At 73.8% G+C, this 21,564-nt stretch carries 20 protein-coding genes; 9 read left to right on the forward strand and 11 right to left on the reverse strand.

The window, feature by feature from the left end; genetic code table 11:
• Window positions 1-5 precede the first annotated feature (5 nt).
• From IE271_RS07750 to IE271_RS07785, 8 genes are read right to left on the reverse strand one after another with little or no spacing between them, the layout of a single operon-like run.
• Window positions 6-1,997 (reverse strand): NADH-quinone oxidoreductase subunit 5 family protein, encoded by a 1,992-nt coding sequence (locus tag IE271_RS07750; RefSeq protein ID WP_190189438.1) that lies wholly within the window; start codon window positions 1,995-1,997, stop codon window positions 6-8.
• Complete coding sequence (nuoK, locus tag IE271_RS07755) at window positions 1,994-2,383, reverse strand: NADH-quinone oxidoreductase subunit NuoK (protein WP_190189439.1); 390 nt, start codon at window positions 2,381-2,383, stop codon at window positions 1,994-1,996. Before nuoK ends, IE271_RS07750 begins: the two co-directional genes overlap by 4 nt.
• The gene (locus IE271_RS07760; protein WP_190189440.1) at window positions 2,383-3,045 is read right to left on the reverse strand and encodes an NADH-quinone oxidoreductase subunit J family protein; all 663 of its coding nucleotides are present in this window, start codon (window positions 3,043-3,045) and stop codon (window positions 2,383-2,385) included. Before IE271_RS07760 ends, nuoK begins: the two co-directional genes overlap by 1 nt.
• The gene (locus IE271_RS07765) at window positions 3,042-3,671 is read right to left on the reverse strand and encodes a NuoI/complex I 23 kDa subunit family protein (RefSeq protein ID WP_373308731.1); all 630 of its coding nucleotides are present in this window, start codon (window positions 3,669-3,671) and stop codon (window positions 3,042-3,044) included. Before IE271_RS07765 ends, IE271_RS07760 begins: the two co-directional genes overlap by 4 nt.
• Window position 3,672: 1 nt before the next feature.
• A complete protein-coding gene (locus IE271_RS07770) occupies window positions 3,673-4,641 on the reverse strand; it encodes a complex I subunit 1/NuoH family protein (RefSeq protein WP_190189441.1) in 969 nt (322 codons plus the stop codon).
• Complete coding sequence (locus tag IE271_RS07775; RefSeq protein ID WP_190189442.1) at window positions 4,638-6,059, reverse strand: NADH-quinone oxidoreductase subunit C; 1,422 nt, start codon at window positions 6,057-6,059, stop codon at window positions 4,638-4,640. Before IE271_RS07775 ends, IE271_RS07770 begins: the two co-directional genes overlap by 4 nt.
• Complete coding sequence (locus IE271_RS07780) at window positions 6,056-6,763, reverse strand: NADH-quinone oxidoreductase subunit B (protein ID WP_190189443.1); 708 nt, start codon at window positions 6,761-6,763, stop codon at window positions 6,056-6,058. The genes IE271_RS07775 and IE271_RS07780 overlap by 4 nt, the downstream gene beginning before the upstream one ends.
• Window positions 6,754-7,167, reverse strand: a complete 414-nt coding sequence (locus tag IE271_RS07785; RefSeq protein WP_190189444.1) for an NADH-quinone oxidoreductase subunit A — start codon at window positions 7,165-7,167, stop codon at window positions 6,754-6,756. The genes IE271_RS07780 and IE271_RS07785 overlap by 10 nt, the downstream gene beginning before the upstream one ends.
• Before the next feature lie 552 nt (window positions 7,168-7,719).
• Here IE271_RS07785 and IE271_RS07790 point away from each other — a divergent pair.
• The 5 genes from IE271_RS07790 (at window position 7,720) to IE271_RS07810 (ending at window position 14,967) form a co-directional block, all read left to right on the forward strand.
• The gene (locus IE271_RS07790) at window positions 7,720-8,973 is read left to right on the forward strand and encodes a sensor histidine kinase (RefSeq protein WP_190189445.1); all 1,254 of its coding nucleotides are present in this window, start codon (window positions 7,720-7,722) and stop codon (window positions 8,971-8,973) included.
• Between the two features lie 380 nt (window positions 8,974-9,353).
• Window positions 9,354-10,715: a sensor histidine kinase gene (locus tag IE271_RS07795; RefSeq protein WP_190189446.1), complete on the forward strand. Its 1,362-nt coding sequence runs from the start codon at window positions 9,354-9,356 to the stop codon at window positions 10,713-10,715.
• Between the two features lie 282 nt (window positions 10,716-10,997).
• Window positions 10,998-11,657, forward strand: a complete 660-nt coding sequence (locus IE271_RS07800) for a response regulator transcription factor (RefSeq protein ID WP_308435162.1) — start codon at window positions 10,998-11,000, stop codon at window positions 11,655-11,657.
• 309 nt (window positions 11,658-11,966) lie between these two features.
• Entirely contained in the window at window positions 11,967-13,895 is a 1,929-nt protein-coding gene (locus IE271_RS07805; RefSeq protein ID WP_190189448.1) for a 2-oxoacid:acceptor oxidoreductase subunit alpha, read from the forward strand.
• A complete protein-coding gene (locus IE271_RS07810) occupies window positions 13,888-14,967 on the forward strand; it encodes a 2-oxoacid:ferredoxin oxidoreductase subunit beta (RefSeq protein ID WP_190189449.1) in 1,080 nt (359 codons plus the stop codon). The genes IE271_RS07805 and IE271_RS07810 overlap by 8 nt, the downstream gene beginning before the upstream one ends.
• Before the next feature lie 87 nt (window positions 14,968-15,054).
• Here IE271_RS07810 and IE271_RS07815 read toward each other — a convergent pair whose 3' ends face one another.
• Window positions 15,055-15,456 (reverse strand): winged helix-turn-helix transcriptional regulator, encoded by a 402-nt coding sequence (locus IE271_RS07815; protein ID WP_190189450.1) that lies wholly within the window; start codon window positions 15,454-15,456, stop codon window positions 15,055-15,057.
• 88 nt (window positions 15,457-15,544) lie between these two features.
• On the opposite strand from IE271_RS07815, the gene IE271_RS07820 reads away from it, so the two are divergent.
• From IE271_RS07820 to IE271_RS07835, 4 genes are all read left to right on the forward strand, one after another.
• Window positions 15,545-16,402, forward strand: coding sequence for an SDR family oxidoreductase (locus IE271_RS07820; protein WP_190189451.1), 858 nt, complete (start codon window positions 15,545-15,547; stop codon window positions 16,400-16,402).
• Between the two features lie 227 nt (window positions 16,403-16,629).
• Window positions 16,630-17,598: an EamA family transporter RarD gene (gene rarD, locus IE271_RS07825; protein ID WP_190189609.1), complete on the forward strand. Its 969-nt coding sequence runs from the start codon at window positions 16,630-16,632 to the stop codon at window positions 17,596-17,598.
• A gap of 234 nt (window positions 17,599-17,832) precedes the next feature.
• The gene (locus tag IE271_RS07830) at window positions 17,833-18,291 is read left to right on the forward strand and encodes a VOC family protein (RefSeq protein WP_190189452.1); all 459 of its coding nucleotides are present in this window, start codon (window positions 17,833-17,835) and stop codon (window positions 18,289-18,291) included.
• Window positions 18,292-18,581: 290 nt separating this feature from the next.
• Window positions 18,582-19,538, forward strand: coding sequence for a M28 family metallopeptidase (locus IE271_RS07835; protein ID WP_190189453.1), 957 nt, complete (start codon window positions 18,582-18,584; stop codon window positions 19,536-19,538).
• 66 nt (window positions 19,539-19,604) lie between these two features.
• Here the strand turns inward: IE271_RS07835 and IE271_RS07840 are convergent, their stop codons facing one another.
• Window positions 19,605-20,570 carry an ABC transporter permease gene (locus IE271_RS07840; protein WP_190189454.1) on the reverse strand — a complete coding sequence of 322 codons (966 nt, stop codon included), beginning with the start codon at window positions 20,568-20,570 and terminating at the stop codon, window positions 19,605-19,607.
• Window positions 20,557-21,549 (reverse strand): ABC transporter ATP-binding protein, encoded by a 993-nt coding sequence (locus IE271_RS07845; protein ID WP_190189455.1) that lies wholly within the window; start codon window positions 21,547-21,549, stop codon window positions 20,557-20,559. The genes IE271_RS07840 and IE271_RS07845 overlap by 14 nt, the downstream gene beginning before the upstream one ends.
• Between the last annotated feature and the right edge of the window lie 15 nt (window positions 21,550-21,564).

Raw genomic sequence — 21,564 nt, forward strand, 5'->3', positions numbered from 1 at the left:
CCTGCTCACGCTCCCGTGGCGGCGAGGAGGGCGGCGACCGCCAGGACGACGGTGCCGGCGAGCAGCACGCTCACATAGGTCTGCACGTTGCCGGTCTGGGCGCGGCGCACGGCCGTTCCCAGCAGGCGGGGTACGGCGCCCGCGGCGCGTACGTAGGTGTCGACGACCTCGCGGTCCAGGAAGCGGACCACGTCGGCGGCGGCCAGGACCGGGCGGACGAAGAGCACCGCGTAGAGGGCGTCGAGGCGGAAGCCCGCGGCCGCGTGGCGGTGCAGCGGGCCGAGCAGCAGCCGCCCGGGGTCCGCCGGGTCGTCGGCGGAGGCCACGCCGCCGTACGCGGGCGCGTGACTGGCGATCGCCTCGGCCTCGACCTTCCCGGCGTCGCCCTCGGGATGGGCCGCGACCGCGCCCAGCGGTACGCGGGCGGCCAGGGCGGTGGTGTGCCGCCAGGCGCCGTAGGTGACGATGCCGCCGACCAGGGCGGCGCCCGTGCCGAGCACGGAGGTGGCGAAGGTGGGCGTCAGACTGCGGCCGTCGAACCAGCCGGGCAGCAGGCCGTAGCCCAGGCCGAAGACGATCGACGGGACGGTGAGCACCCACAGCACGGCGTTCATGGCGACGGGCTGCCTCCCGTGGTCGGGGGCGTCGGCGCCGCGGCCGCGGAAGGCGAGCAGCCACAGGCGGGTCGCGTACGCGGCGGTGAGCAGGGCCGTGACCAGGCCGGCGACGAGCACGATCCAGCCGGCGGCGCCGGGGACGCCCTCGGTGTGCCCGGTGGCGGTGTGCTCGGCGGCGCCGAGGACGGCCTCCTTGGAGAAGAAGCCGCTGAACGGCGGGATCGCGGCGAGCGCGAGCAGCGCCACGGTCATCGTCCAGTAGGCGTCGGGGACGCGGTCGCGCAGGTTCCGCATACGGGACATGGCGGCCAGCGAGTTGGTGCCGGCGGCGTGGATGATCACGCCGGCGGCGAGGAACAGCAGCGCCTTGAAGGCGCCGTGCGACAGGAGGTGGAAGACGGCGGCCCCGCGGTCGCCGACGGCGAGGGCGCCGGTCATGTAGCCGAGCTGGCCGATCGTCGAGTACGCGAGGACGCGTTTGATGTCGTCCTGGGCGAGCGCGGCGAGGGCGGAGCCGGCCATCGTGACGGCGGCCATGGCGGCGAGGACGACCAGTGCGGCCGCGGAGGCGGCGAAGACCGGGAGGAGCCGGGCGACGAAGTAGACGCCGGCGGCGACCATCGTCGCGGCGTGGATCAGCGCGGAGACGGGCGTGGGGCCCGCCATCGCGTCGGGGAGCCAGGTGTGCAGCGGGAACTGCGCCGACTTGCCCGCCACGCCTGCGAGGAGCAGCAGGGCGATCAGGGTCGGGTGGTCCAGCCCGCCGTTCGCGGCGCCGGCGACGACGGTCGTGATGCGGAAGGACCCGGCGTCCGCGGCCAGCGCGAGCAGGCCGATGAGGAAGGGGACGTCGCCGAGCTTGGTGACGAGGAATGCCTTCAGGGAGGCGGCGCGCGCCTCGGGGGTCTCCCAGTAGTGGCCGACGAGGAAGTACGAGCAGATGCCCATGGCCTCCCAGCCGACCAGCAGCACCATCAGGTCGCCGGTGTAGACGACGAGCAGCATCGCGGAGGTGAACAGCGAGACGAGCGCGGCGTACGAGGGGTAGCGCGGGTCCTCGCGCAGATAGCCGGTCGAGTAGATCTGCACGCAGGACGCGACCAGGGCGACCAGGACGGCGACGAGGGCGGCGAAGCCGTCGATGTGCAGGGCCAGCTCGATCGGGACCGAGCCCGTCGGGGTGAGCTCGGTGGCGGCGTCGACGGCCCGGCCGCCGCCCTGGCGCACGGCCACCAGCACGGCGAGCACGAGCGACGCGAGAGGGGGCAGGACGGCGAGGGGACGGACGAAGCCGGGGGCGGCGCGGCCCAGCAGGAGGCCGGCCAGGGCTCCCAGGAACGGGAGGAGGGGGACGAGGACGGCGAGGGTCGTGGTGGTCACGCGGTGGCCTCGGCCTTCTCGGCCGCGGCGGCGGCGGTGCCCGGGCCTGCGTCGTCGGGGTCGTCGCCGCTCTCGGCGGTGTCGCGGAGCCTGTCGATGTCCGAGGTGCCGCGGTTGCGGTACACGGCGAGGACGATCGCCAGGCCGATGCCGATCTCGGCGGCGGCGACGGCGATGGTGAACAGGGTCAGGGCCTGGCCGGAGTGCAGGGTGTCCCGGGCGATGCCGTCGAGCCAGACGTCGAAGGCGACGAGGTTGAGGTTGACGGCGTTGAGCATCAGCTCGACGGACATCAGGACCAGGATCGCGTTGCGACGGGCCAGGACTCCGTACAGCCCCGTGGCGAAGAGGAGGGCGGAGAGTACGGCGGGGTAGGCGAGGTGCATCAGCGGGCGCCTTCCTTGTCCGGCGCGGCGGGGTCCGGGCCGGACCCGGTCCGGGCGGCGGGAGCGGTGGACCTGCGGTCCCCGTCCGACCCGTCCGTCCCGCCCGTCCTGCGGGACAGGACGATCGCGCCGACGAGGGCGGCGAGGAGCAGGACCGACAGGGCCTCGAAGGGGAGCACCCAGCTCTGGAAGAGGCTCGCGCCGGTCACCGCGGTGGTGCCGGCGGCCGGGCCGCTCAGGTCGATCCACGTCGTGCGGAAGGCGTCGACGACCACCCAGACCAGGGCGGCGGCCGCGGCGACGGCCACGGCGAGGGCGACCGGGCGGTTGCCGGAGTCGGCGTCCGGCGACCGGCCGATGGGCGCCTTGGTCAGCATCAGCCCGAAGAGGAGGAGGACGACGACGGAACCGACGTAGATCAGCACCTGGACCCAGGCGATGAACTCGGCCGTGAGCAGCAGGTACTCGACGGCGAGCCCGCCGAGCGCCACCACCAGCCACAGGGCGGCGTGCACCAGCTGCCGGGTGGTGACGGTGACGACCGCGGCGCCGAAGGTCACGACGCCGACGAGCAGGAAGGCGATCTCGACGCCGGTCGGCGAGAGGAAGCCGCGCGTCTCGGCGGCGGCCGCCGCCGTCGTCACGGCGAGGGCCGTACTCACGAGGCGCCCCCCTCGGTGCCGGGGGTGCCGGAGTCCTCGGGCTGCCCGGCGGCCGCGGCGAGCTTCTCGGCGCTCTTGCGGGCGGCTGCGAGCTCCTTCGGCTCCTCGGCGCCCGGGTCGAGGGCGGGCGGGGCCGGGACCGTCCACATCCACTCGCGCAGCTTGTCGCGCTCGTGGGTGAGGTCGTGGATGTCGGTCTCCGCGTACTCGAACTCGGGCGACCAGAACAGCGCGTCGAAAGGACAGACCTCGATGCAGATACCGCAGTACATGCACAGGGAGAAGTCGATGGCGAAGCGGTCCAGGACGTTGCGGCTGCGCTCGCGGCCGCCGGGGGCCGCGGGCGGCACCGTCTCCTTGTGGGAGTCGATGTAGATGCACCAGTCCGGGCACTCCCGGGCGCAGAGCATGCAGACCGTGCAGTTCTCCTCGAAGAGGCCGATGACGCCGCGGCTGCGGGGCGGCAGCTCGGGCTGGACCTCCGGGTACTGCGCGGTGACGGTCCTCTTCGTCATCGTGCGCAGCGTGACGGCCAGGCCCTTGGCGAGGCCGGAGCCGGGGAACGACGGCCGGGACCGTCCGGCGGGCGTCGTCGGGGAGTGGTGGTCGTGCGGGGGGCGGGACATGTCAGGAGATCACCACCTTGACGATGCCGGTGAGGGCGATCTGGGCGAGGGCGAGCGGGACGAGGAGCGTCCAGGAGAGCTTCTGGAGCTGGTCCTCGCGGAGACGGGGATAGGTGACGCGCAGCCAGATCACGACGAAGGCGAGGACCGCGGTCTTCAGCAGGGTCCAGACCCAGCCGAGGCCGTCGGCGCCCCACGGGCCGTGCCAGCCGCCCAGGAAGAGGACGGTGGTGAGGCCGCACAGGACGACGATCCCGGCGTACTCGGCGAGCAGGAAGAGCGCGAAGCGCAGACCGGTGTACTCGGTGTACGCGCCGAAGATGATCTCCGAGTCGGCGACGGGCATGTCGAACGGCGGGCGCTGCAGCTCGGCGAGGCCCGCGACGAAGAAGACGAGCGCGCCGACGATCTGCCAGGGCAGCCACCACCACTCGAAGGCGTCCGCGATGCCCGTCAGGGAGACGGTGCCCGCCGCCATCGCGACCGAGGCGGCGGCCAGCAGCATCGGGAGCTCGTAGGCGAGCAGCTGGGCGGCGGTGCGCAAGCCGCCGAGCAGGGAGAACTTGTTCGCGGAGGCCCAGCCGGCCATCAGCGAGCCGAGCACACCGACGCCCATCACCGCCAGCGCGAAGAAGATGCCCGCGTCGACGGCCTGTCCGACGGCGCCCTCGCCGGGGCCGACGGGGATGGCCAGGACGACCAGGAGGTACGGCAGCAGGGCGACGGCGGGGGCGAGCTGGAAGATCCGGCGGTCCGCGCCCTCGGGGACGACGTCCTCCTTCTGCGCGAACTTCACGCCGTCCGCGACGAGCTGGGCCCAGCCGTGGAAGCCGCCCGCGTACATGGGGCCGAGGCGGCCCTGCATGTGCGCCATCACCTTGTGCTCCGTCTGGCCGACGACCAGCGGGAGGACGAGGAACACGACGAAGACGACCAGGAGTCGCAGGGCGACGTCGAGCACGTCGTTCACTGCGGGCCTCCTGCCGGGTCGTCGGGTGCTCGGTCGGTGTCGCCGCCGGGCCGGTTCTCGGAACCACCGGTTTCGGGCTCCGGCTCCGGCTGTGCCGCCGGGTCGGGCTCCGGCTCCGGTGTCGCTTCGGGCTCCGGTTCCTTCGCCGCTGCGGACTCCGGCTCCGGAGTCCGGACCGGCTTCGCCGCCGCTTCGGGCTCCGGCTTCCGCTGCGCCGACGGCTCAGGCCCCGGCTCCGGATCCGTCGTCGCTTCCGGCTTCGTCGCCGGTCCAGTACTCGGCTCCGGCTCAGGCTCAGGCGCCGGTTCCGGCTTCGCCGTCGGGGCCGGGTCGTCGAAGGCCGGGCGGGCGTGGTGCCAGGGGGCGTCCGAGCTGCGGGCGGGCGTCGAGGGGCCGGACGCGGCTCCCGGCTCGGGCCCGGTTGCGGGCTCGGACCCGGCTCCCGGCTCGGACCCGGCTCCCGGCTCGGAGCCGGCTGCGGGCCCCGCCCCGGACGCGGCCCGCTGGCTGGCCGAACCCTGCGACGCGCTGCGCGAGCGGCGCGGACCGGCGGGCGCGGCCGCACCCGCGGCCGGTTCCGCGGCGGCCGGCCCCGTGGCCGGCTCCGCGCCCGCGCCCGTCGCCCGCTGCGTGGCGGACCCCTCACTCGCGCTGCGCGCCCGGCGGGGACCGCCGGCGCGGGCGGGGCGTTCGGAGCGGTCCGGACGCTCGGCACCGGCGGCACCGGCCTCCGCACCCGCGGCTCCGGCCGCCGCGGCGGCCGCGGGCGTCGCCTCCCCCGCCGTACGGGTGCGCCGTACGGGCCGGTCGCCCGCGGCGCGGGCGCCGCGGGCCGGACGGGCGGGGGCGGGCGGGAGCTGGCCCTTGAGCGGGCCCCACTCGTTCGGGTCGGGGACGCCGGGCGGCAGCATCTGGCGGCGCTTCGGGCCGCCGTGCTCGGACTCGCCCGGCTCCTTGGCTCCCGGCCATGCCTTGGCGACCCGCGCGGCCAGGACGAAGTCCTTGCGCAGCGGGTGTCCCTCGAAGTTCTCGGGCAGCAGCAGCGGGGCGAGGTCCGGGTGGTCCTCGAAGACCACGCCGAACATTTCGTGGGTCTCGCGCTCGTGCCACGCGGCCCCCGCGTAGACGCCGACGGCGGACGGCAGGGCGGGCGCGTCGTGCGGGACCGTCGTGCGGACGAGCAGCCGCCGCACCGGCCCCAGGGCCGCCACGTGGGCCGAGACGAGGAAGCCCGTGCCGGGCTCGTCGACCGCGCTCAGCCAGTCGAAGTAGGTGCAGCCGAGGGTGTCACGGGCGGCCGTGAGGGCGGAGATCCAGGCCGTCGGCGGCACGTCGACGGTCAGGACCTCGTACGACTCCTCGGCGGTGGCGTCCGGGCCGAACAGTTCCTCGGCGGGGGCGGGCAGCCAGCCGGTCACCGCTCCCCCTCCCCGGCGCCCGAGGCGTTCCCGCCGGTGCCCGAGGCGTCCTTGCCGGCGTCCGGGCCGGTCCCGCCGGCCGCGGTGGCGCCGTCCGCCCCCGGCACGGCCGGCGACCGGACCAATCCGCTCTGCAGGGCGGCAGCCGACGGCCGCGGCCTCCCGTTCCCGTACCGCTCGCCCAGCGACTCGCGGGCGATCTTCTCCTGGAGCTTCAGGATGCCCTGGAGCAGGGCCTCGGGCCGCGGCGGGCAGCCGGGCACGTACACGTCGACGGGGATGATCTGGTCGACGCCCTTGGTGACGGCGTACGAGTCCCAGTAGGGGCCGCCGCAGTTGGCGCAGGCGCCGAAGGAGATGACGTACTTCGGCTCGGGCATCTGCTCGTACAGGCGCTTGACGGCCGGGGCCATCTTGTCCGTCACCGTGCCGGACACCACCATCAGGTCGGCCTGGCGCGGACCGGGCGCGAACGGGATCACGCCGAGCCGCATGAAGTCGTGGCGGGACATCGACGCGGCGATGAACTCGATGGCGCAGCAGGCGAGCCCGAAGTTGAAGACCCACAGCGAGTAGCGGCGGCCCCAGTTCAGGACCACCTTCATCGGTTCCGGGGCGAGGCGGGAGAGCACGCCCAGGCGTTTCGGCTCCGGCAGCAGGACGGGCTCGGCCGGTGCGGAGGAGGTGTCGGGGGTCACGTCCACGTCAGGACGCCCTTCTTGTATGCGTAGAGCAGGCCCACGGCCAGGAAGCCGAGGAAGACGAACATCTCCACCAGCGTCGCCGCGCCGTAGCGGGGATCGGCGAAGACCGTCGCCCAGGGGAAGAGGAAGATCGAGTCGACGGCGAAGATCACGTAGAGGAAGGCGTAGACGTAGTAGCGGACCTGGGTGTGGGCCCAGCCGTCGCCGACGGGGTCGACGCCGCACTCGTACGTCATGAGTTTCTCGGGGGTGGGGACCACCGGCCGCAGCAGGCGTCCCGCGCCGAAGGCGAAGGCGACGAACAGCACGCCGACGGCGGCGAGCAGTCCGACGACCGAGTAGGACTGGAAGTGGTCCGCCGCGACGACGGTCCCGGTCCCCGTGACCACGGTCGGTTCCGGCACGTCCGCCCCTCGCTCCCTGACCTCGTGTGATCGCGTGCGCTCGGTGCGTGCCGCGGCCCGGCGCGAGCGCACGGCGGGTGGGGCCGTGCGACGCGCCGTGCGGTGCGCCCGTGGTGCGCCGCGTTCGACGATCTGTACGGACGGGAGTCTAGGGCCTGCTAAAGGGAGGGTAAGCAGCCCGTCACGCGTAGGCACCCGCACGGGCACGCACATGGGCGTCCGGCGGGCGGCCGCCGGACGGCCGCGCGACAGGCGGCCGACGTGCCCATGCCACCCCTTTGTCACCGCTCCCGCCACCCCGTTGTCACCGCCCCCGCCACTCCTCCGCCGCTGCCCCCGCCATCCGCTTCGCCCTACCCCTTACCTGCCTTTTCGCCCCTTCTACGCCTTTCTGTGGCGTGCGCACGGCGGAACGCGAGCGTCCGCCGGGCGGGCGCGCGCAGCCGCCCGGGGCGCGTTCCGCCCGGTCCGCCCGGAGGTGGGGTTTTCCCCCGTGTCCCGGGGCGGTCCGCCTCATGGCGCTCCGGCCGCGCGCCCGGCACGCTGACCCGTATGACCGAACGCATCGCCGTCCCCCGCACCCCGGACGCCACGAACGCCACGGACACCTCGGACACCTCGGACGACGACGGCCGGCTGCCGCCGCCGCGCCTGGCCCTCGACGGCCGCACCTGGAAGGAGATCGCGCATCTCCTGACCAATCTGCCGATGGCGACGTTCGGGTTCATGTACGTGGTGACGGTGCTCGCGGTGGGCGCGGGGCTCGCGGTGACGGTGGTCGGGCTGCCGGTGCTGGCGTTCGGACTGCTGGGCGCGCGCCAGCTGGGCAAGTTCGAACGGGGCCGGGCGCGGATGCTGCTCGGGGTACGGATCGACGAGCCGAGTCCGCTGCCGCTGCGCCGCGGCGGCCTGCTGAGCTGGCTGTGGTCGAGCCTGAAGGACCCGGTCGGCTGGCGGACGGTGCTGTACGACCTGATCCGGCTGCCGTGGGGCATCGCCACCTTCACGATCACGTTCATCTCGCTGTTCCTGCTGTGGCCGGTCCTGCCGTTCCTCGCGCGCGGGCTGACCACCGTGGACCGCGTGCTGGTGCGCGGGCTGCTGTCGCCCTCCGACGAACTGGAGCGGCGGATCGCGGAGCTGGAGTCCGACCGGGGCGTCGTCGTCGACACGGCGGCGGCCGACCTGCGGCGCATCGAGCGGGACCTGCACGACGGGGCGCAGGCCCGGCTGGTGAACCTCGCGATGGGGCTCGGTCTCGCCAAGGAGAAGCTGCTGGAGAACCCGGACGCGGCCGCGGCGATGGTCGAGGAGGCGCACGGCGAGGTGAAGCTCGCCCTCCAGGAGCTGCGGGACCTGGCCCGGGGCATCCATCCCGCCGTGCTCACCGACCGGGGCCTGGACGCGGCGCTGTCGGCGGTGGCCTCGCGGTGCACCGTGCCGGTGAAGGTGACGGCCGACCTGGCGACGCGCCCGGCCGCGGCGATCGAGGGCATCGCGTACTTCACGGTCTCCGAGCTGCTGCAGAACGTCAGCAAGCACAGCGGGGCCGGGTCGGCCTCCGTCGACGTGTGGCGCTCGGGCGACCGGCTGCTCATCCAGGTGCGGGACGACGGGCGCGGCGGCGCGCGCCTCGACGGCGGCACCGGCATGGCGGGGCTCGCCGACCGGCTCGGCGCGGTCGACGGCCTGTTCGTCGTCGACTCCCCGGAGGGCGGTCCGACGACCGTCACGGCGGAGCTGCCGTGGCGCGACCGCGGCAGCGAGGCGTCCTCCCCGGCAGGGCGCACACGGTCCCGCGCGTAGACCGGCGCCGGCCCGTCCTCCGCTTCCGGTGGCCGTCCCCGACCCGGCGGCGCTCACCAGCCCCCTCCCCCTTCGCCTCCGTCCCCCGCTCCCTTCTGCTGCCTCCTTCCTCCCTCGTCCCCGTCCCGCACCCCGCGGGACGGGGACGACCCGTTGCGGCCCCCTCGGAGCCGACGGAAGCGGTCGTCGCAGTCCCTCGGAGCCGGCGGAACCGGTCGCCGCGGCCCCCGGAGCCGGTCCTCGCCCCTCCCCTCCCGGCCCGAGGTGGGGATAACCCCCGTCCCAGGACGCCGACCCGCTCCATGTCCCCCGGCGCCGTCGCGCGGAAGGCTGGAGCACGACGGACGGACCAGGACCACGAGCAGAAACGGACGACGCCGATGACCACCGAGTACGGACAGGAGTACGGCCACGGGCACGGGGGCGGGTCCGGGCTCCGCGGGACGGGGGCCGGCCCGCGGCGGCATCCGCTTCCGGCCGCGCTGCGGGCGCCGGTCGAGGGGCGCAGCTGGCGGGAGTTCGGCTACGTGCTGCTGAGCCTGCCGGTGAGCATCGTGATGTTCACGTTCGCGGTGACGATGTTCTCGCTCGGCGCGGGCCTGCTGGTGACCTTCCTCGGCGTCCCGGTGCTGGCCGCGGCGCTCGCGGGCTGCCGCGGCCTCGGCGCGCTGGAGCGGGCCCGGGCGCGCGGGCTGCTCGGCCTGGAGGTCGCGCCGCCGGAGCCGCCGCGCCGGCGCGGCCGTGGCGCCCTGTCCTGGATCGGCGCGCTCCTGAAGAGCGGCGCCTCCTGGCGGCACCTGCTGTACGCGGTGCTGCACTTCCCGTGGGCGGTCTTCGCCTTCTCGGTGGCGGTGACGTTCTGGACGGCCGGCTGGGCGATGCTGACGTACCCGCTGTGGTGCTGGGTCTTCCCGATGTACACCGGGCAGGACGGGCTGCAGCTGTACGGGGACGAGACGCACGCGGTGTACCTGGACAACGCCTTCGAGGTCACGACGACGGCACTGGTCGGGCTGCTGTTCACGCTGGTCACGCCGTGGATCGTGCGGGCGCTGACGACGGTTGACCGGCTGCTGGTGCACGGGCTGCTCGGGCCGTCGCCGCTGGCGACGCGCGTGGTGGAGCTGGAGTCGGACCGCGGGGTGGTCGTCGACACGGCGGCGGCCGACCTGCGGCGCATCGAGCGGGACCTGCACGACGGGGCGCAGGCCCGGCTGGTGAACCTCGCGATGGACCTGGGGCTGGCCAAGGAGAAGCTGGCGGAGGACCCGCGGGCGGCGGCGCGGATGGTGGACGAGGCGCACGGCGAGGTGAAGACGGCCCTGCAGGAGCTGCGGGACCTGGCCCGGGGCATCCACCCGGCGGTCCTCACCGACCGGGGCCTGGACGCGGCGCTGTCGGCGGTGGCCTCGCGGTGCCCGGTGCCGGTGCGGGTGGAGGTGGACCTGCCGGGCCGGCCCTCCCCCGCGATCGAGGGCATCGCGTACTTCACGGTCTCCGAGCTGCTGCAGAACGTCGGCAGGCACAGCCGCGCCCGGTCGGCCTCCGTCGACGTGTGGCGGGTCGAGAACCGGCTGATGATCCAGGTCACGGACGACGGGGTGGGCGGCGCGGACGCGTCCGCGGGCTCCGGCCTGGCGGGACTCGCCGAACGGCTCGGCGCGGTCGACGGCGTCCTGGTCGTCGACTCGCCCGCCGGGGGCCCGACCCGGGCCACGGCAGAGCTGCCCTGGCGCGCGTGACCCCGCCCGGCCGCCGGGCCGGGCCGAACGGAACCGGACGGCACCGCACCGCCCCGGCACGGGCCCCCTCCCGTGCCGGGGCGGTGGCCCGTCCGCACCCCTGGCCACCCCAGCCCGTCCGCAACCCGCCCACCCCGCGTCCGAATCGTGGAAAGGTGGAGGCTGTGCCCGGGGGCGGCGAGAAGCCCCCGGGGCCGCACGGGCGGACGGACGCGCGGGCGGGGGACACGCACCCGGGCGACCGGGTCGGGCTGTGGGGGGCCGAGGATCGTGGAGGACAGAGTGCGCGTGGTCATCGCCGAGGACTCGGTGCTGCTGAGGGAGGGGCTGACCCGGCTGCTGACCGACCGCGGGCACGACGTCGTCGCCGGGGTCGGCGACGCCGAGGCGCTGGTGAAGACGGTCGGCGAGCTGAGCGACCAGGACGCGCTGCCGGACGTGGTCGTCGCGGACGTGCGGATGCCGCCGACGCACACCGACGAGGGGGTGCGCGCGGCGGTCCGGCTGCGCCGCCGCCACCCCGGCCTCGGGGTCCTCGTGCTGTCGCAGTACGTGGAGGAGCGGTACGCCACCGAGCTGCTGGCCGGCTCCAGCCGCGGCGTCGGCTACCTCCTGAAGGACCGGGTGGCCGAGGTGCGCGAGTTCGTGGACGCGGTCGTGCGGGTGGCGCGGGGCGGCACCGCCCTGGACCCGGAGGTCGTCGCCCAGCTGCTCGGGCGCAGCCGCAAGCAGGACGTGCTCGCGGGGCTCACGCCGCGCGAACGCGAGGTCCTGGGACTGATGGCCGAGGGCAGGACCAACTCGGCGATCGCCCGGCAGCTGGTGGTGAGCGACGGCGCGGTCGAGAAGCACGTCAGCAACATCTTCCTGAAGCTGGGCCTGTCCCCCAGCGACGGGGACCACCGGCGTGTCCTCGCCGTCCTCACCTACCTCGGCTCCTGATCCCCGCCCGGTCCTGCGGCCGGGACGGTCCGTCCGCGCGCCGCGGACGGGACGGGAGCAGGAGGCGGGAGACGTGGGGAAGCACGGGAGCGTGGGGAAGCCTAGGACCGAAGGACGAGCGGGGAAGGTCTTCGGGAAGGCCCCGGGGAATGAGCAAAACATTGCAAACCGGGTCGTCGCGCCGTCTCATATTCGTGTCCATGATGCGAGCGGCACCAGGAAGGCGACCCTTACCGACGTAGGGTTGAGCGTGGGAAGGCCTGCGGGAGGGCCCCTCCCAGACAGCCGCCTCGAAGGAGGTCCAGTTCAGTGACCAGCCAGGTCAGTAGCCCAGCCGAGCAGGCCGACGGGGCCGTGGCAGGAGATCCGCGCGCGACGGCGCCGGCGAAGGACGTCCGCCGGCTCGACCGAGTGATCATCCGCTTCGCGGGTGACTCCGGTGACGGCATGCAGCTCACCGGTGACCGCTTCACCTCCGAGACGGCGTCGTTCGGCAACGACCTGTCGACGCTGCCGAACTTCCCCGCCGAGATCCGTGCCCCCGCCGGCACCCTGCCCGGCGTATCCAGCTTCCAGCTGCACTTCGCCGACCACGACATCCTCACACCGGGCGACGCGCCGAACGTGCTGGTGGCGATGAACCCGGCCGCGCTGAAGGCCAACATCGGCGACGTGCCGCGCGGCGCGGAGATCATCGTCAACACCGACGAGTTCACCAAGCGGGCGATGCAGAAGGTCGGCTACGAGACCTCGCCGCTGGAGGACGGGTCGCTGGACGGCTACAGCGTCCACCCGGTGCCGCTGACGACACTGACGGTCGAGGCGCTGAAGGACTTCGGCCTGTCGCGCAAGGACGCGGGCCGCAGCAAGAACATGTTCGCCCTCGGCCTGCTGTCCTGGATGTACCACCGGCCCACCGAGGGCACCGAGAAGTTCCTGAACACCAAGTTCGCCAAGAAGCCGGAGATCGCCGCGGCGAACATCGCCGCGTTCCGGGCGGGCTGGAACTTCGGTGAGACCACCGAGGACTTCGCGGTCTCCTACGAGGTCGCGCCGGCCGCCCAGACCTTCCCGGCCGGCACCTACCGCAACATCTCCGGCAACCTGGCGCTGTCGTACGGGCTGATCGCCGCCTCGCACCAGGCGGACCTGCCGCTGTACCTGGGCTCGTACCCGATCACCCCGGCCTCCGACATCCTGCACGAGCTGAGCAGGCACAAGAACTTCGGCGTGCGCACCTTCCAGGCCGAGGACGAGATCGCGGGCATCGGCGCCGCCCTGGGCGCGGCCTTCGGCGGCTCGCTCGCCGTGACCACGACCTCGGGCCCCGGTGTGGCGCTGAAGTCGGAGACGATCGGCCTCGCGGTCTCCCTGGAGCTGCCGCTGCTGATCGTGGACATCCAGCGCGGCGGCCCGTCCACGGGTCTGCCGACCAAGACCGAGCAGGCGGACCTGCTGCAGGCGATGTACGGCCGCAACGGCGAGGCGCCGGTCCCGGTGGTCGCGCCGCGCACCCCCGCGGACTGCTTCGACGCCGCCCTGGAGGCCGCCCGGATCGCCCTGGCCTACCGCACCCCGGTGTTCCTGCTGTCCGACGGCTACCTGGCCAACGGCTCCGAGCCGTGGCGCGTCCCGGAGCCGGAGGAACTGCCGGACCTGCGCGTGCGGTTCGCCCAGGGCCCGAACCACACCCTCGAGGACGGCACCGAGGTCTTCTGGCCCTACAAGCGCGACCCGCAGACGCTGGCCCGCCCCTGGGCGGTCCCCGGCACGCCGGGCCTGGAGCACCGCATCGGCGGCATCGAGAAGCAGGACGGCACGGGCAACATCTCCTACGACCCGGCCAACCACGACTTCATGGTGCGCACCCGGCAGGCCAAGGTCGACGGCATCGAGGTGCCGGACGTCGAGGTCGACGACCCGGACGACGCCCGCACCCTGGTGCTGGGCTGGGGCTCGACGTACGGCCCGATCACCGCGGCGGTGCGCCGGCTGCGCGCGCAGGGGCAGGCCGTCGCCCAGGCGCATCTGCGCCACCTCAACCCCTTCCCGCGGAATCTCGGCGAGGTGCTGAGGCGTTACGACAAGGTGGTGGTCCCCGAGATGAACCTCGGCCAGCTCGCCACGCTGATCCGGGCGAAGTACCTGGTGGACGCCCGCTCGTACAACCAGGTCAACGGCATGCCGTTCAAGGCCGAACAGCTCGCCACGGCTCTGAAGGAGGCCATCGATGGCTGAGACGACCACGGAGGGCACGGGCACGATCGAGGCGCTCTCCCTCGTTCCCAGGGCCGAGGCCCGGCAGTCCATGAAGGACTTCAAGTCCGACCAGGAAGTGCGCTGGTGCCCCGGCTGCGGCGACTACGCGATCCTGGCCGCCGTGCAGGGCTTCATGCCCGAGCTGGGCCTGGCGAAGGAGAACATCGTCTTCGTCTCGGGCATCGGCTGCTCGTCCCGCTTCCCGTACTACATGAACACCTACGGGATGCACTCCATCCACGGCCGCGCCCCCGCCATCGCGACCGGTCTGGCCTCCTCCCGGCAGGACCTGAGCGTGTGGGTGGTGACCGGCGACGGCGACGCGCTCTCCATCGGCGGCAACCACCTCATCCACGCCCTGCGGCGCAACGTCAACCTGAAGATCCTGCTGTTCAACAACCGGATCTACGGCCTGACCAAGGGCCAGTACTCGCCGACCTCCGAGGTCGGCAAGATCACCAAGTCGACGCCGATGGGCTCGCTGGACGCGCCCTTCAACCCCGTCTCGCTGGCGATCGGCGCCGAGGCCTCCTTCGTGGCCCGCACGGTCGACTCCGACCGCCAGCACCTGACGGGCGTGCTGCGCCAGGCCGCCGCCCACCCGGGCACCGCGCTGGTGGAGATCTACCAGAACTGCAACATCTTCAACGACGGCGCCTTCGAGGTCCTCAAGGACAAGCAGCAGGCCGAGGAGGCGGTGATCCGGCTGGAGCACGGGCAGCCGATCCGCTTCGGCGCCGACGGCGGCAGGGGCGTCGTGCGCGACGCGGCCACCGGCGACCTGAAGGTCGTCACGGTGACGCCGGAGAACGAGGGGGACATCCTGGTCCACGACGCGCACTCCGCGTCCCCGACCACCGCCTTCGCGCTCTCCCGGCTGGCCGACCCGGACACCCTGCACCACACCCCGATCGGCGTCTTCCGCTCGGTGGACCGCCCCGTCTACGACACGCTGATGGCCGACCAGCTCGACACGGCGATCGAGCGGCACGGCAAGGGCGACCTGTCCTCGCTGCTGGCGGGCGGCGACACCTGGACCGTCGTCGGCTGAGACCGGCACGACCGGTACACCGGGAAGGCCCGGACCTGGGAAACCAGGTCCGGGCCTTCCCGCCGTCGGGCAGTCGTCACGGCGTCGTCAGGCCCGGGAGGCGTCGTACGCGTCCCGGGCCCGCTGCACGTCGTCCATGCGCTCCTGCGTCCAGTTCGCCAGCGCCCGCACCTGGCCGGCGGCCTCTCGGCCGAGGGCGGTGAGCGAGTAGTCGACGCGCGGCGGGATGACGGGGTGCGCGTCCCGGTGCACCAGGCCGTCGCGCTCCAGGGTCTGCAGGGTCTGGGTGAGCATCTTCTCGCTGACCCGCCCGACGCTCCGGCGCAGCTCGCCGAAGCGGTGCGGGCGCTCCAGGAGACGGATCAGCACGAGGACGCCCCAGCGGCTGGTCACGTGCTCCAGGACCAGCCGGTACGGGCACATCGCCTCGCCCTCGGCGCGCCGCGCCGCGGCCTCCGCGGCCTTCCCGTCCGCTTTACTTACTGGCATACCAGTACCTTACTTCAAAGTGGGTACTTTCTTTCAGTTAGTGCACTCCCTAAAGTGAGCACGAGACCACCCCACAAGGAGTTGCACCATGAGCATCGTCGTCACCGGAGCCACCGGGCACCTGGGCCGCCTCGTCGTGGACGGGCTGCTGGAGAAGGTCCCGGCCTCCGAGGTCGTGGCCGTCGTCCGCGACCGCGGGAAGGCCGCCGACCTGGCCGCGAAGGGCGTCGAGGTGCGCGTCGCCGACTACGACGCGCCCGAGACGCTCAAGGGCGCCTTCGCCCCGGGCGACAAGGTGCTGCTGATCTCCGGCAGCGAGGTCGGCCGGCGCGTCCCGCAGCACACCGCCGTGGTCGGGGCCGCGAAGGAGGCGGGCGTGGCGCTGCTCGCGTACACGGGCGTCCTCGGCGGACCGGAGGCGGACTTCCTCCTGGCGGCCGACCACAAGGGCACCGAGCAGGCGATCCTCGACTCCGGCCTGACGTACGCGTTCCTGCGCAACGGCTGGTACAACGAGAACTACACCGAGAACCTCGCCCCCGTCCTGGAGCACGGCGCCGTGACGCAGAGTGCCGGCGAGGGCCGCGTCGCCTCCGCCTCGCGCGCCGACTTCGCCGCGGCCGCCGTCGCCGTGCTCACCGGCGAGGGCCACGAGAACAAGGTGTACGAGCTGAGCGGCGACGAGGCGTGGAGCTTCGAGGAGTACGCCGCCGAGGTCGCGCGGCAGTCCGGCAAGGAGATCGCGTACAACGACGTGCCCGCCGAGACGCTGCACGGCATCCTCGCCGGCGCCGGCCTGCCCGAGCCGCTGGTGGCGACGCTGGTGGACGTGGACAAGGCCATCGCGCGCGGGCTGCTGGCGCGCCGCACCGGCGACCTGGCCCGGCTGATCGGCCGCCCGACCACGCCGATCGCGGACTCGGTCGCGGCGGCCCTGAAGGGCTGAGCCCGGGGGCACCGCGGCGTTCCGCGCCGGGCGGCCCCGGCTGTCACGACCGTATGGCGATACGGACATGACAGCCGGGGCCGCCCGGCGCTACCTTCGTGGGGGCTGCTCCGAGGCAGCCGACACGACGAGAAGGGCCGGTGCCGGTGGCTGGGCAGGCTGTACAGGCGAAGAGCGCGAAGGGCGACCAGCGGGCGGGCCTGCTGAACGGGATCGCCGCGTACGGGATGTGGGGACTCGTCCCGCTGTTCTGGCCGCTGCTGAAGCCGGCCGGGGCCGCCGAGATCCTCGCCCACCGCATGGTGTGGTCCCTCGTCATCGTCGGCGTCGCGCTGCTGGTGCTGCGGCGCTGGTCCTGGGCGGGCGAACTGCTGCGGCAGCCCGGGCGGCTGGGGCTGGTCGCCGTCGCCGCGGCGGTCATCACCGTCAACTGGGGCGTCTACATCTGGGCCGTGAACGCCGGCCACGTCGTGGAGGCCTCCCTCGGCTACTTCATCAACCCGCTGGTCACCATCGCGATGGGTGTGCTGCTCCTCAAGGAGCGGCTGCGCCCGGCGCAGTGGGTGGCCGTCGGCGTCGGCTTCGCGGCGGTCGTCGTGCTGACCGTCGGCTACGGCCGCCCGCCGTGGATCTCCCTCTGCCTCGCCTTCTCCTTCGCCACGTACGGCCTGGTGAAGAAGAAGGTCAACATGGGCGGCGTCGAGTCGCTGGCCGCCGAGACCGCGGTGCAGTTCCTGCCCGCGCTCGGCTACCTGCTGTGGCTCGGCTCGCGCGGCGGGTCCACGTTCGGCACGGAGGGCTTCGGGCACGCGCTGCTGCTCGCCTCGACCGGCCTGGTCACCGCGGTGCCGCTGGTCTGCTTCGGCGCGGCGGCGATCCGGGTGCCGCTGTCCACGCTCGGCCTGCTGCAGTACCTGGCGCCGGTCTTCCAGTTCGTGCTCGGCATCCTGTACTTCCACGAGGAGATGCCCGCCGAGCGGTGGGCGGGGTTCGCCCTGGTGTGGCTGGCGCTGACCCTGCTGACCTGGGACGCGCTGCGCACGGCGCGCCGCTCGCGGGAGGCCCTGCGCGCCGCCGCGGCCGCGGCGGGCACGGAGACGGCGGGAAGCGCCGCACAGGCGGGGAGCTTCGCGGAGGCGGCGGGTCCGGTGGGGGCCGCCGACGCGGCGGCCCTGGCGGACCCGCGGTCCCAGTGATCGGCCTCCGGGCCCGGGTACGCCTCGGCGAACGCGGCCGCCGCGGCCGGTGAGCCGAACAGGCGGCGCAGCCGGGCGGCCGTCGTCCCCGCGCGGCAGGGGTCGCCGGACGCGGCGAGCCGGGTGCGCTCGGGGAGCGCGGGCGAGGGGGCCGTTCGAACATCGTGGCGATCACCGGGGGCGGATCCGGACGAACGACGGAGAACTGTCGGTGCCCGCGGCTATAAGTGGCCCATGACGCACACCACCCTGCACTGGAAACTCGTCGTCGACGCGGCCGACCCGCACGCCCAGGCCGACTTCTGGGCCGCCGCGCTCGGCTACGTGGTCGAGGACAACAGCCCGCTGGTCGAACGCCTGCTGGCCTCCGGCGCCGTGCCGCCGGAGGCGACCGTGGAGGCGCACGGGCGCCGGGCCTGGCGCGACCTGGCCGCCGCCCGCCACCCCGAGGACCCCTACGAGGAGGAGAGCGGGACGGGACGGGGCAGGCGGCTGCTCTTCCAGCGCGTACCGGAGCCGAAGACGGTGAAGAACCGGCTGCACATCGACGTGCACACCGGAGCGGGTCGGCGGGACGAGGAGGTCGCCCGCCTGGAGGGGCTCGGCGCGTCGGTGCTGCGGCACGTCAAGGAGCCGGGGGGCGAGTGGGTGCTGATGACGGACCCGGAGGGAAACGAGTTCTGCGTGTCGTGAGGGGCGTGCCGACGGCGGTCGGCGCCGGCCGCCGTCGGCAGGACAGGAGGGGCCCGGACCCGTGCGCGGGGTCCGGGCCCCTCCCCCTGCGCGGGGAGGTCCGGGCCCGTATGTGAAAAGGGGAGCCGAAGTGGACGGGGCGGGAGCGGCAGGTGGCGCCGGGGTCACCGGTATGCGGACGGCCCGGCCCCGACAGCGGTCTTGACGGAGAGTCAGTCACCCCCGCACCATCCAGGCACCCCCTTCACGCGGATCCCACCGTGGATCCCGAGGAATTCGGAGCCCCCCACATGCAGCTCTCGGTTCCCCGACGCGTCACGGCCACCGCCGTCCTGGCGGCCGCGGCGCTCCTGACCACCGGCACCGTGGCCGGCGCGGCACCCGCGCCCGTCCCCGCCCCGGCGGCCGCCGCCGCGCCGGACATATCCGTGGCCGACGTCAAGGCGCACCTCGCCCAGTTCCAGTCCATAGCCAACGCCAACGGCGGCAACCGCGCGCACGGACGCACCGGCTACAAGGCCTCCATCGACTACGTGAAGGCCAAGCTGGACGCCGCCGGGTTCACCACGACCGTGCAGCAGTTCACGGCCTCCGGCCGCACCGGCTACAACCTGATCGCCGACTGGCCCGGCGGCGACACGAACCAGGTCCTCATGGCGGGCGCCCACCTCGACAGCGTGACGTCGGGGGCGGGCATCAACGACAACGGCTCGGGCTCCGCCGCGGTCCTGGAGACCGCCCTCGCCGTCTCCCGCGCCCAGTACAAGCCCGCCAAGCACCTCAGATTCGCCTGGTGGGGCGCCGAGGAGCTGGGCATGGTCGGCTCCCGCTCGTACGTGAACGGCCTGTCCGCCGCCAACCGTTCGAGGATCAGCGGCTATCTGAACCTCGACATGATCGGCTCGCCGAACCCCGGCTACTTCGTCTACGACGACGACCCGGCCATCGAGAAGACGTTCAAGGACTACTACGCGGGCCTCGGCGTCTCCACGGAGATCGAGACCGAGGGCGACGGCCGCTCCGACCACGCCCCCTTCAAGAACGCGGGCATCCCGGTGGGCGGCCTGTTCAGCGGCGCGGACTACATCAAGACCTCGGCACAGGCCGCCAAGTGGGGCGGGACCGCGGGCCGGGCCTTCGACCGCTGCTACCACTCCTCGTGCGACACGACGGCGAACGTCGACGACACGGCGCTGAACCGCAACAGCGACGCGCTGGCGTACGCGGTCTGGCAGCTGTCCTCGTGACGCGCGGGACGGCGGCGGGGCCGGTCCCGCGGTCGCCGCGGGCCCCCGCCGCCGTCCCCCTCGCGCCTACGCCGAGATGTCCTTCGTCGTGAACCGCGCCCACGCCGCCGTGCCGAACACCGCCGCGTACAGCCCCTGCAGGACGAGGTTGCGGACCAGGTCGTCCGTGTGGACGGGGTCGCGCATGAGGTCGGCGAAGGACAGCCAGTAGTGCGAGAAGAAGTACGGCTGCACCTCGTCGAGCTGCGGGACCTGGTCGAGGATCTGCACCGTGATGAGCAGGCCCACGGTGGTCGCCATCGCCGCGATGCCGCTGTTGGCGAGCGTCGAGACGAACAGGCCGAGCGCCGCGACGCCGATCAGCGAGGCCGCGACGAGCAGCGCGATCAGCAGGGCCCGCCCCAGCCCCTCCTCGAAGCCGATGCGCGTCCCCGAGATGGTCGTCAGCTCGCCGAGCGGGAACAGCAGCAGGCCCACGGCCAGCGCCGAGACCGCCACCACGAGCGTGCCCACCAGGCAGAACGCCACGGTCGTCGCGAACTTGGCCAGCAGCAGCCGGGTGCGCCCGGCCGGGGCGACGAGGAGGTAGCGCAGGGTGCCGGCGTTCGCCTCGCCCGCGATCGCGTCGCCCGCGACGACGCCGACGGCCATCGGCAGGAAGAAGGGCAGGGTCGCGGCGAGCGCGGTGAACACCAGGAACAGGCCGTTGTTGGTGATCTGCGCGATGAACGCGGGCCCCTGCGCCCCGATCCTCTCCCCGTCGCTCGTCTCGATCTTCACGGCGGCCCCGACGAGGACCGGCACGGCGGCCAGCACGCCGAGCAGGGCGAGGGTGCGCCAGCGCCGGAAGGTGGTGCCGAGCTCGCTGCGCAGCAGGCCGAGGGACCACCAGGGCCGGACCGGGCGCACGGCCGCGGCCGGTGCGGCCGTGCCCATGGGCGTGGCCGCGGCCGGTGTCCCCGGGCCCGGCGTCCCCGGAGCCGGACCCTTCCGCGTCCCGGCGGGCGGGCGGCCCGCGTCAGCCCGCGACATCGAAGCCCTCCCCCGTCAGCGCCACGAAGGTGTCCTCCAGGGAGGGGCGTTCGACCGTCAGGCCGCGCACCCGTACGTTCATCAGCACCAGGGTCGAGGTGATCTCGGCGAGGTCCCGCCGCGGCACCTCGCCCGTCACCCGGTCCTCCTCCACCACGATGTCGCCCACCCCCATCTCCTTCAGCACGCGGGCCGCGTCCGCCTGGTCCGGTGTCGTCACGACCAGCCGTCCGCGCGCGCCCGCCAGCAGCCCGGCCACCGGTCCCTGCGTGATCAGCCGCCCCTGCGCCATCACGGCGGCGTGCGTGCACACCTGCTCGATCTCGTCGAGCAGGTGCGAGGAGAGGAAGACGGTCGTGCCGTCCGAGGCCAGCTCGCGCACGAGCGAGCGGATCTCGCGCATGCCCTGCGGGTCGAGGCCGTTGGTCGGCTCGTCGAGGACCAGCAGCCGCCGGGGCCGGAGCAGCGCCGCGGCGATCCCCAGCCGCTGCTTCATGCCCAGGGAGTACGCCTTGGCCCTCTTGCCCGCGGCCGCGGTGAGCCCCACCCGGTCGAGCGCGGCCGCGACCCGGAGCCGCCGGGTGCGCGGGTCGGCGGTGGGGTCGGCGGAGTCGTAGCGCAGGAGGTTGTCCCTGCCGGACAGGAACCCGTACAGCGCGGGTCCCTCGATCAGCGCGCCGACCTGCGGCAGGACGGTGCGCACCGCGCGCGGCATCGGGCGGCCGAGCACCTGTGCCGTGCCCGAGGTCGGTTCGATCAGCCCCATCAGCATCCTGATGGTGGTGGTCTTGCCGGAGCCGTTGGGGCCGAGGAACCCGAAGACGCTGCCCGCCGGGACGGTCAGGTCGAGGCGGTCCACGGCGAGCTGCCCGCTGCGGTAGCGCTTGGTGAGCGCACGGGTGGCGATCACCGCGCCGTCGGCCGGGCCGTCGCTCCCGCCCCGCCCCCGCGCCCCGCCGACCGCACGCCGCCCGACCACGCCGCCGACCGCACG

Source organism: Streptomyces minutiscleroticus (assembly GCF_014650875.1).
GTDB classification, from domain to species: Bacteria; Actinomycetota; Actinomycetes; order Streptomycetales; family Streptomycetaceae; genus Streptomyces; species Streptomyces minutiscleroticus.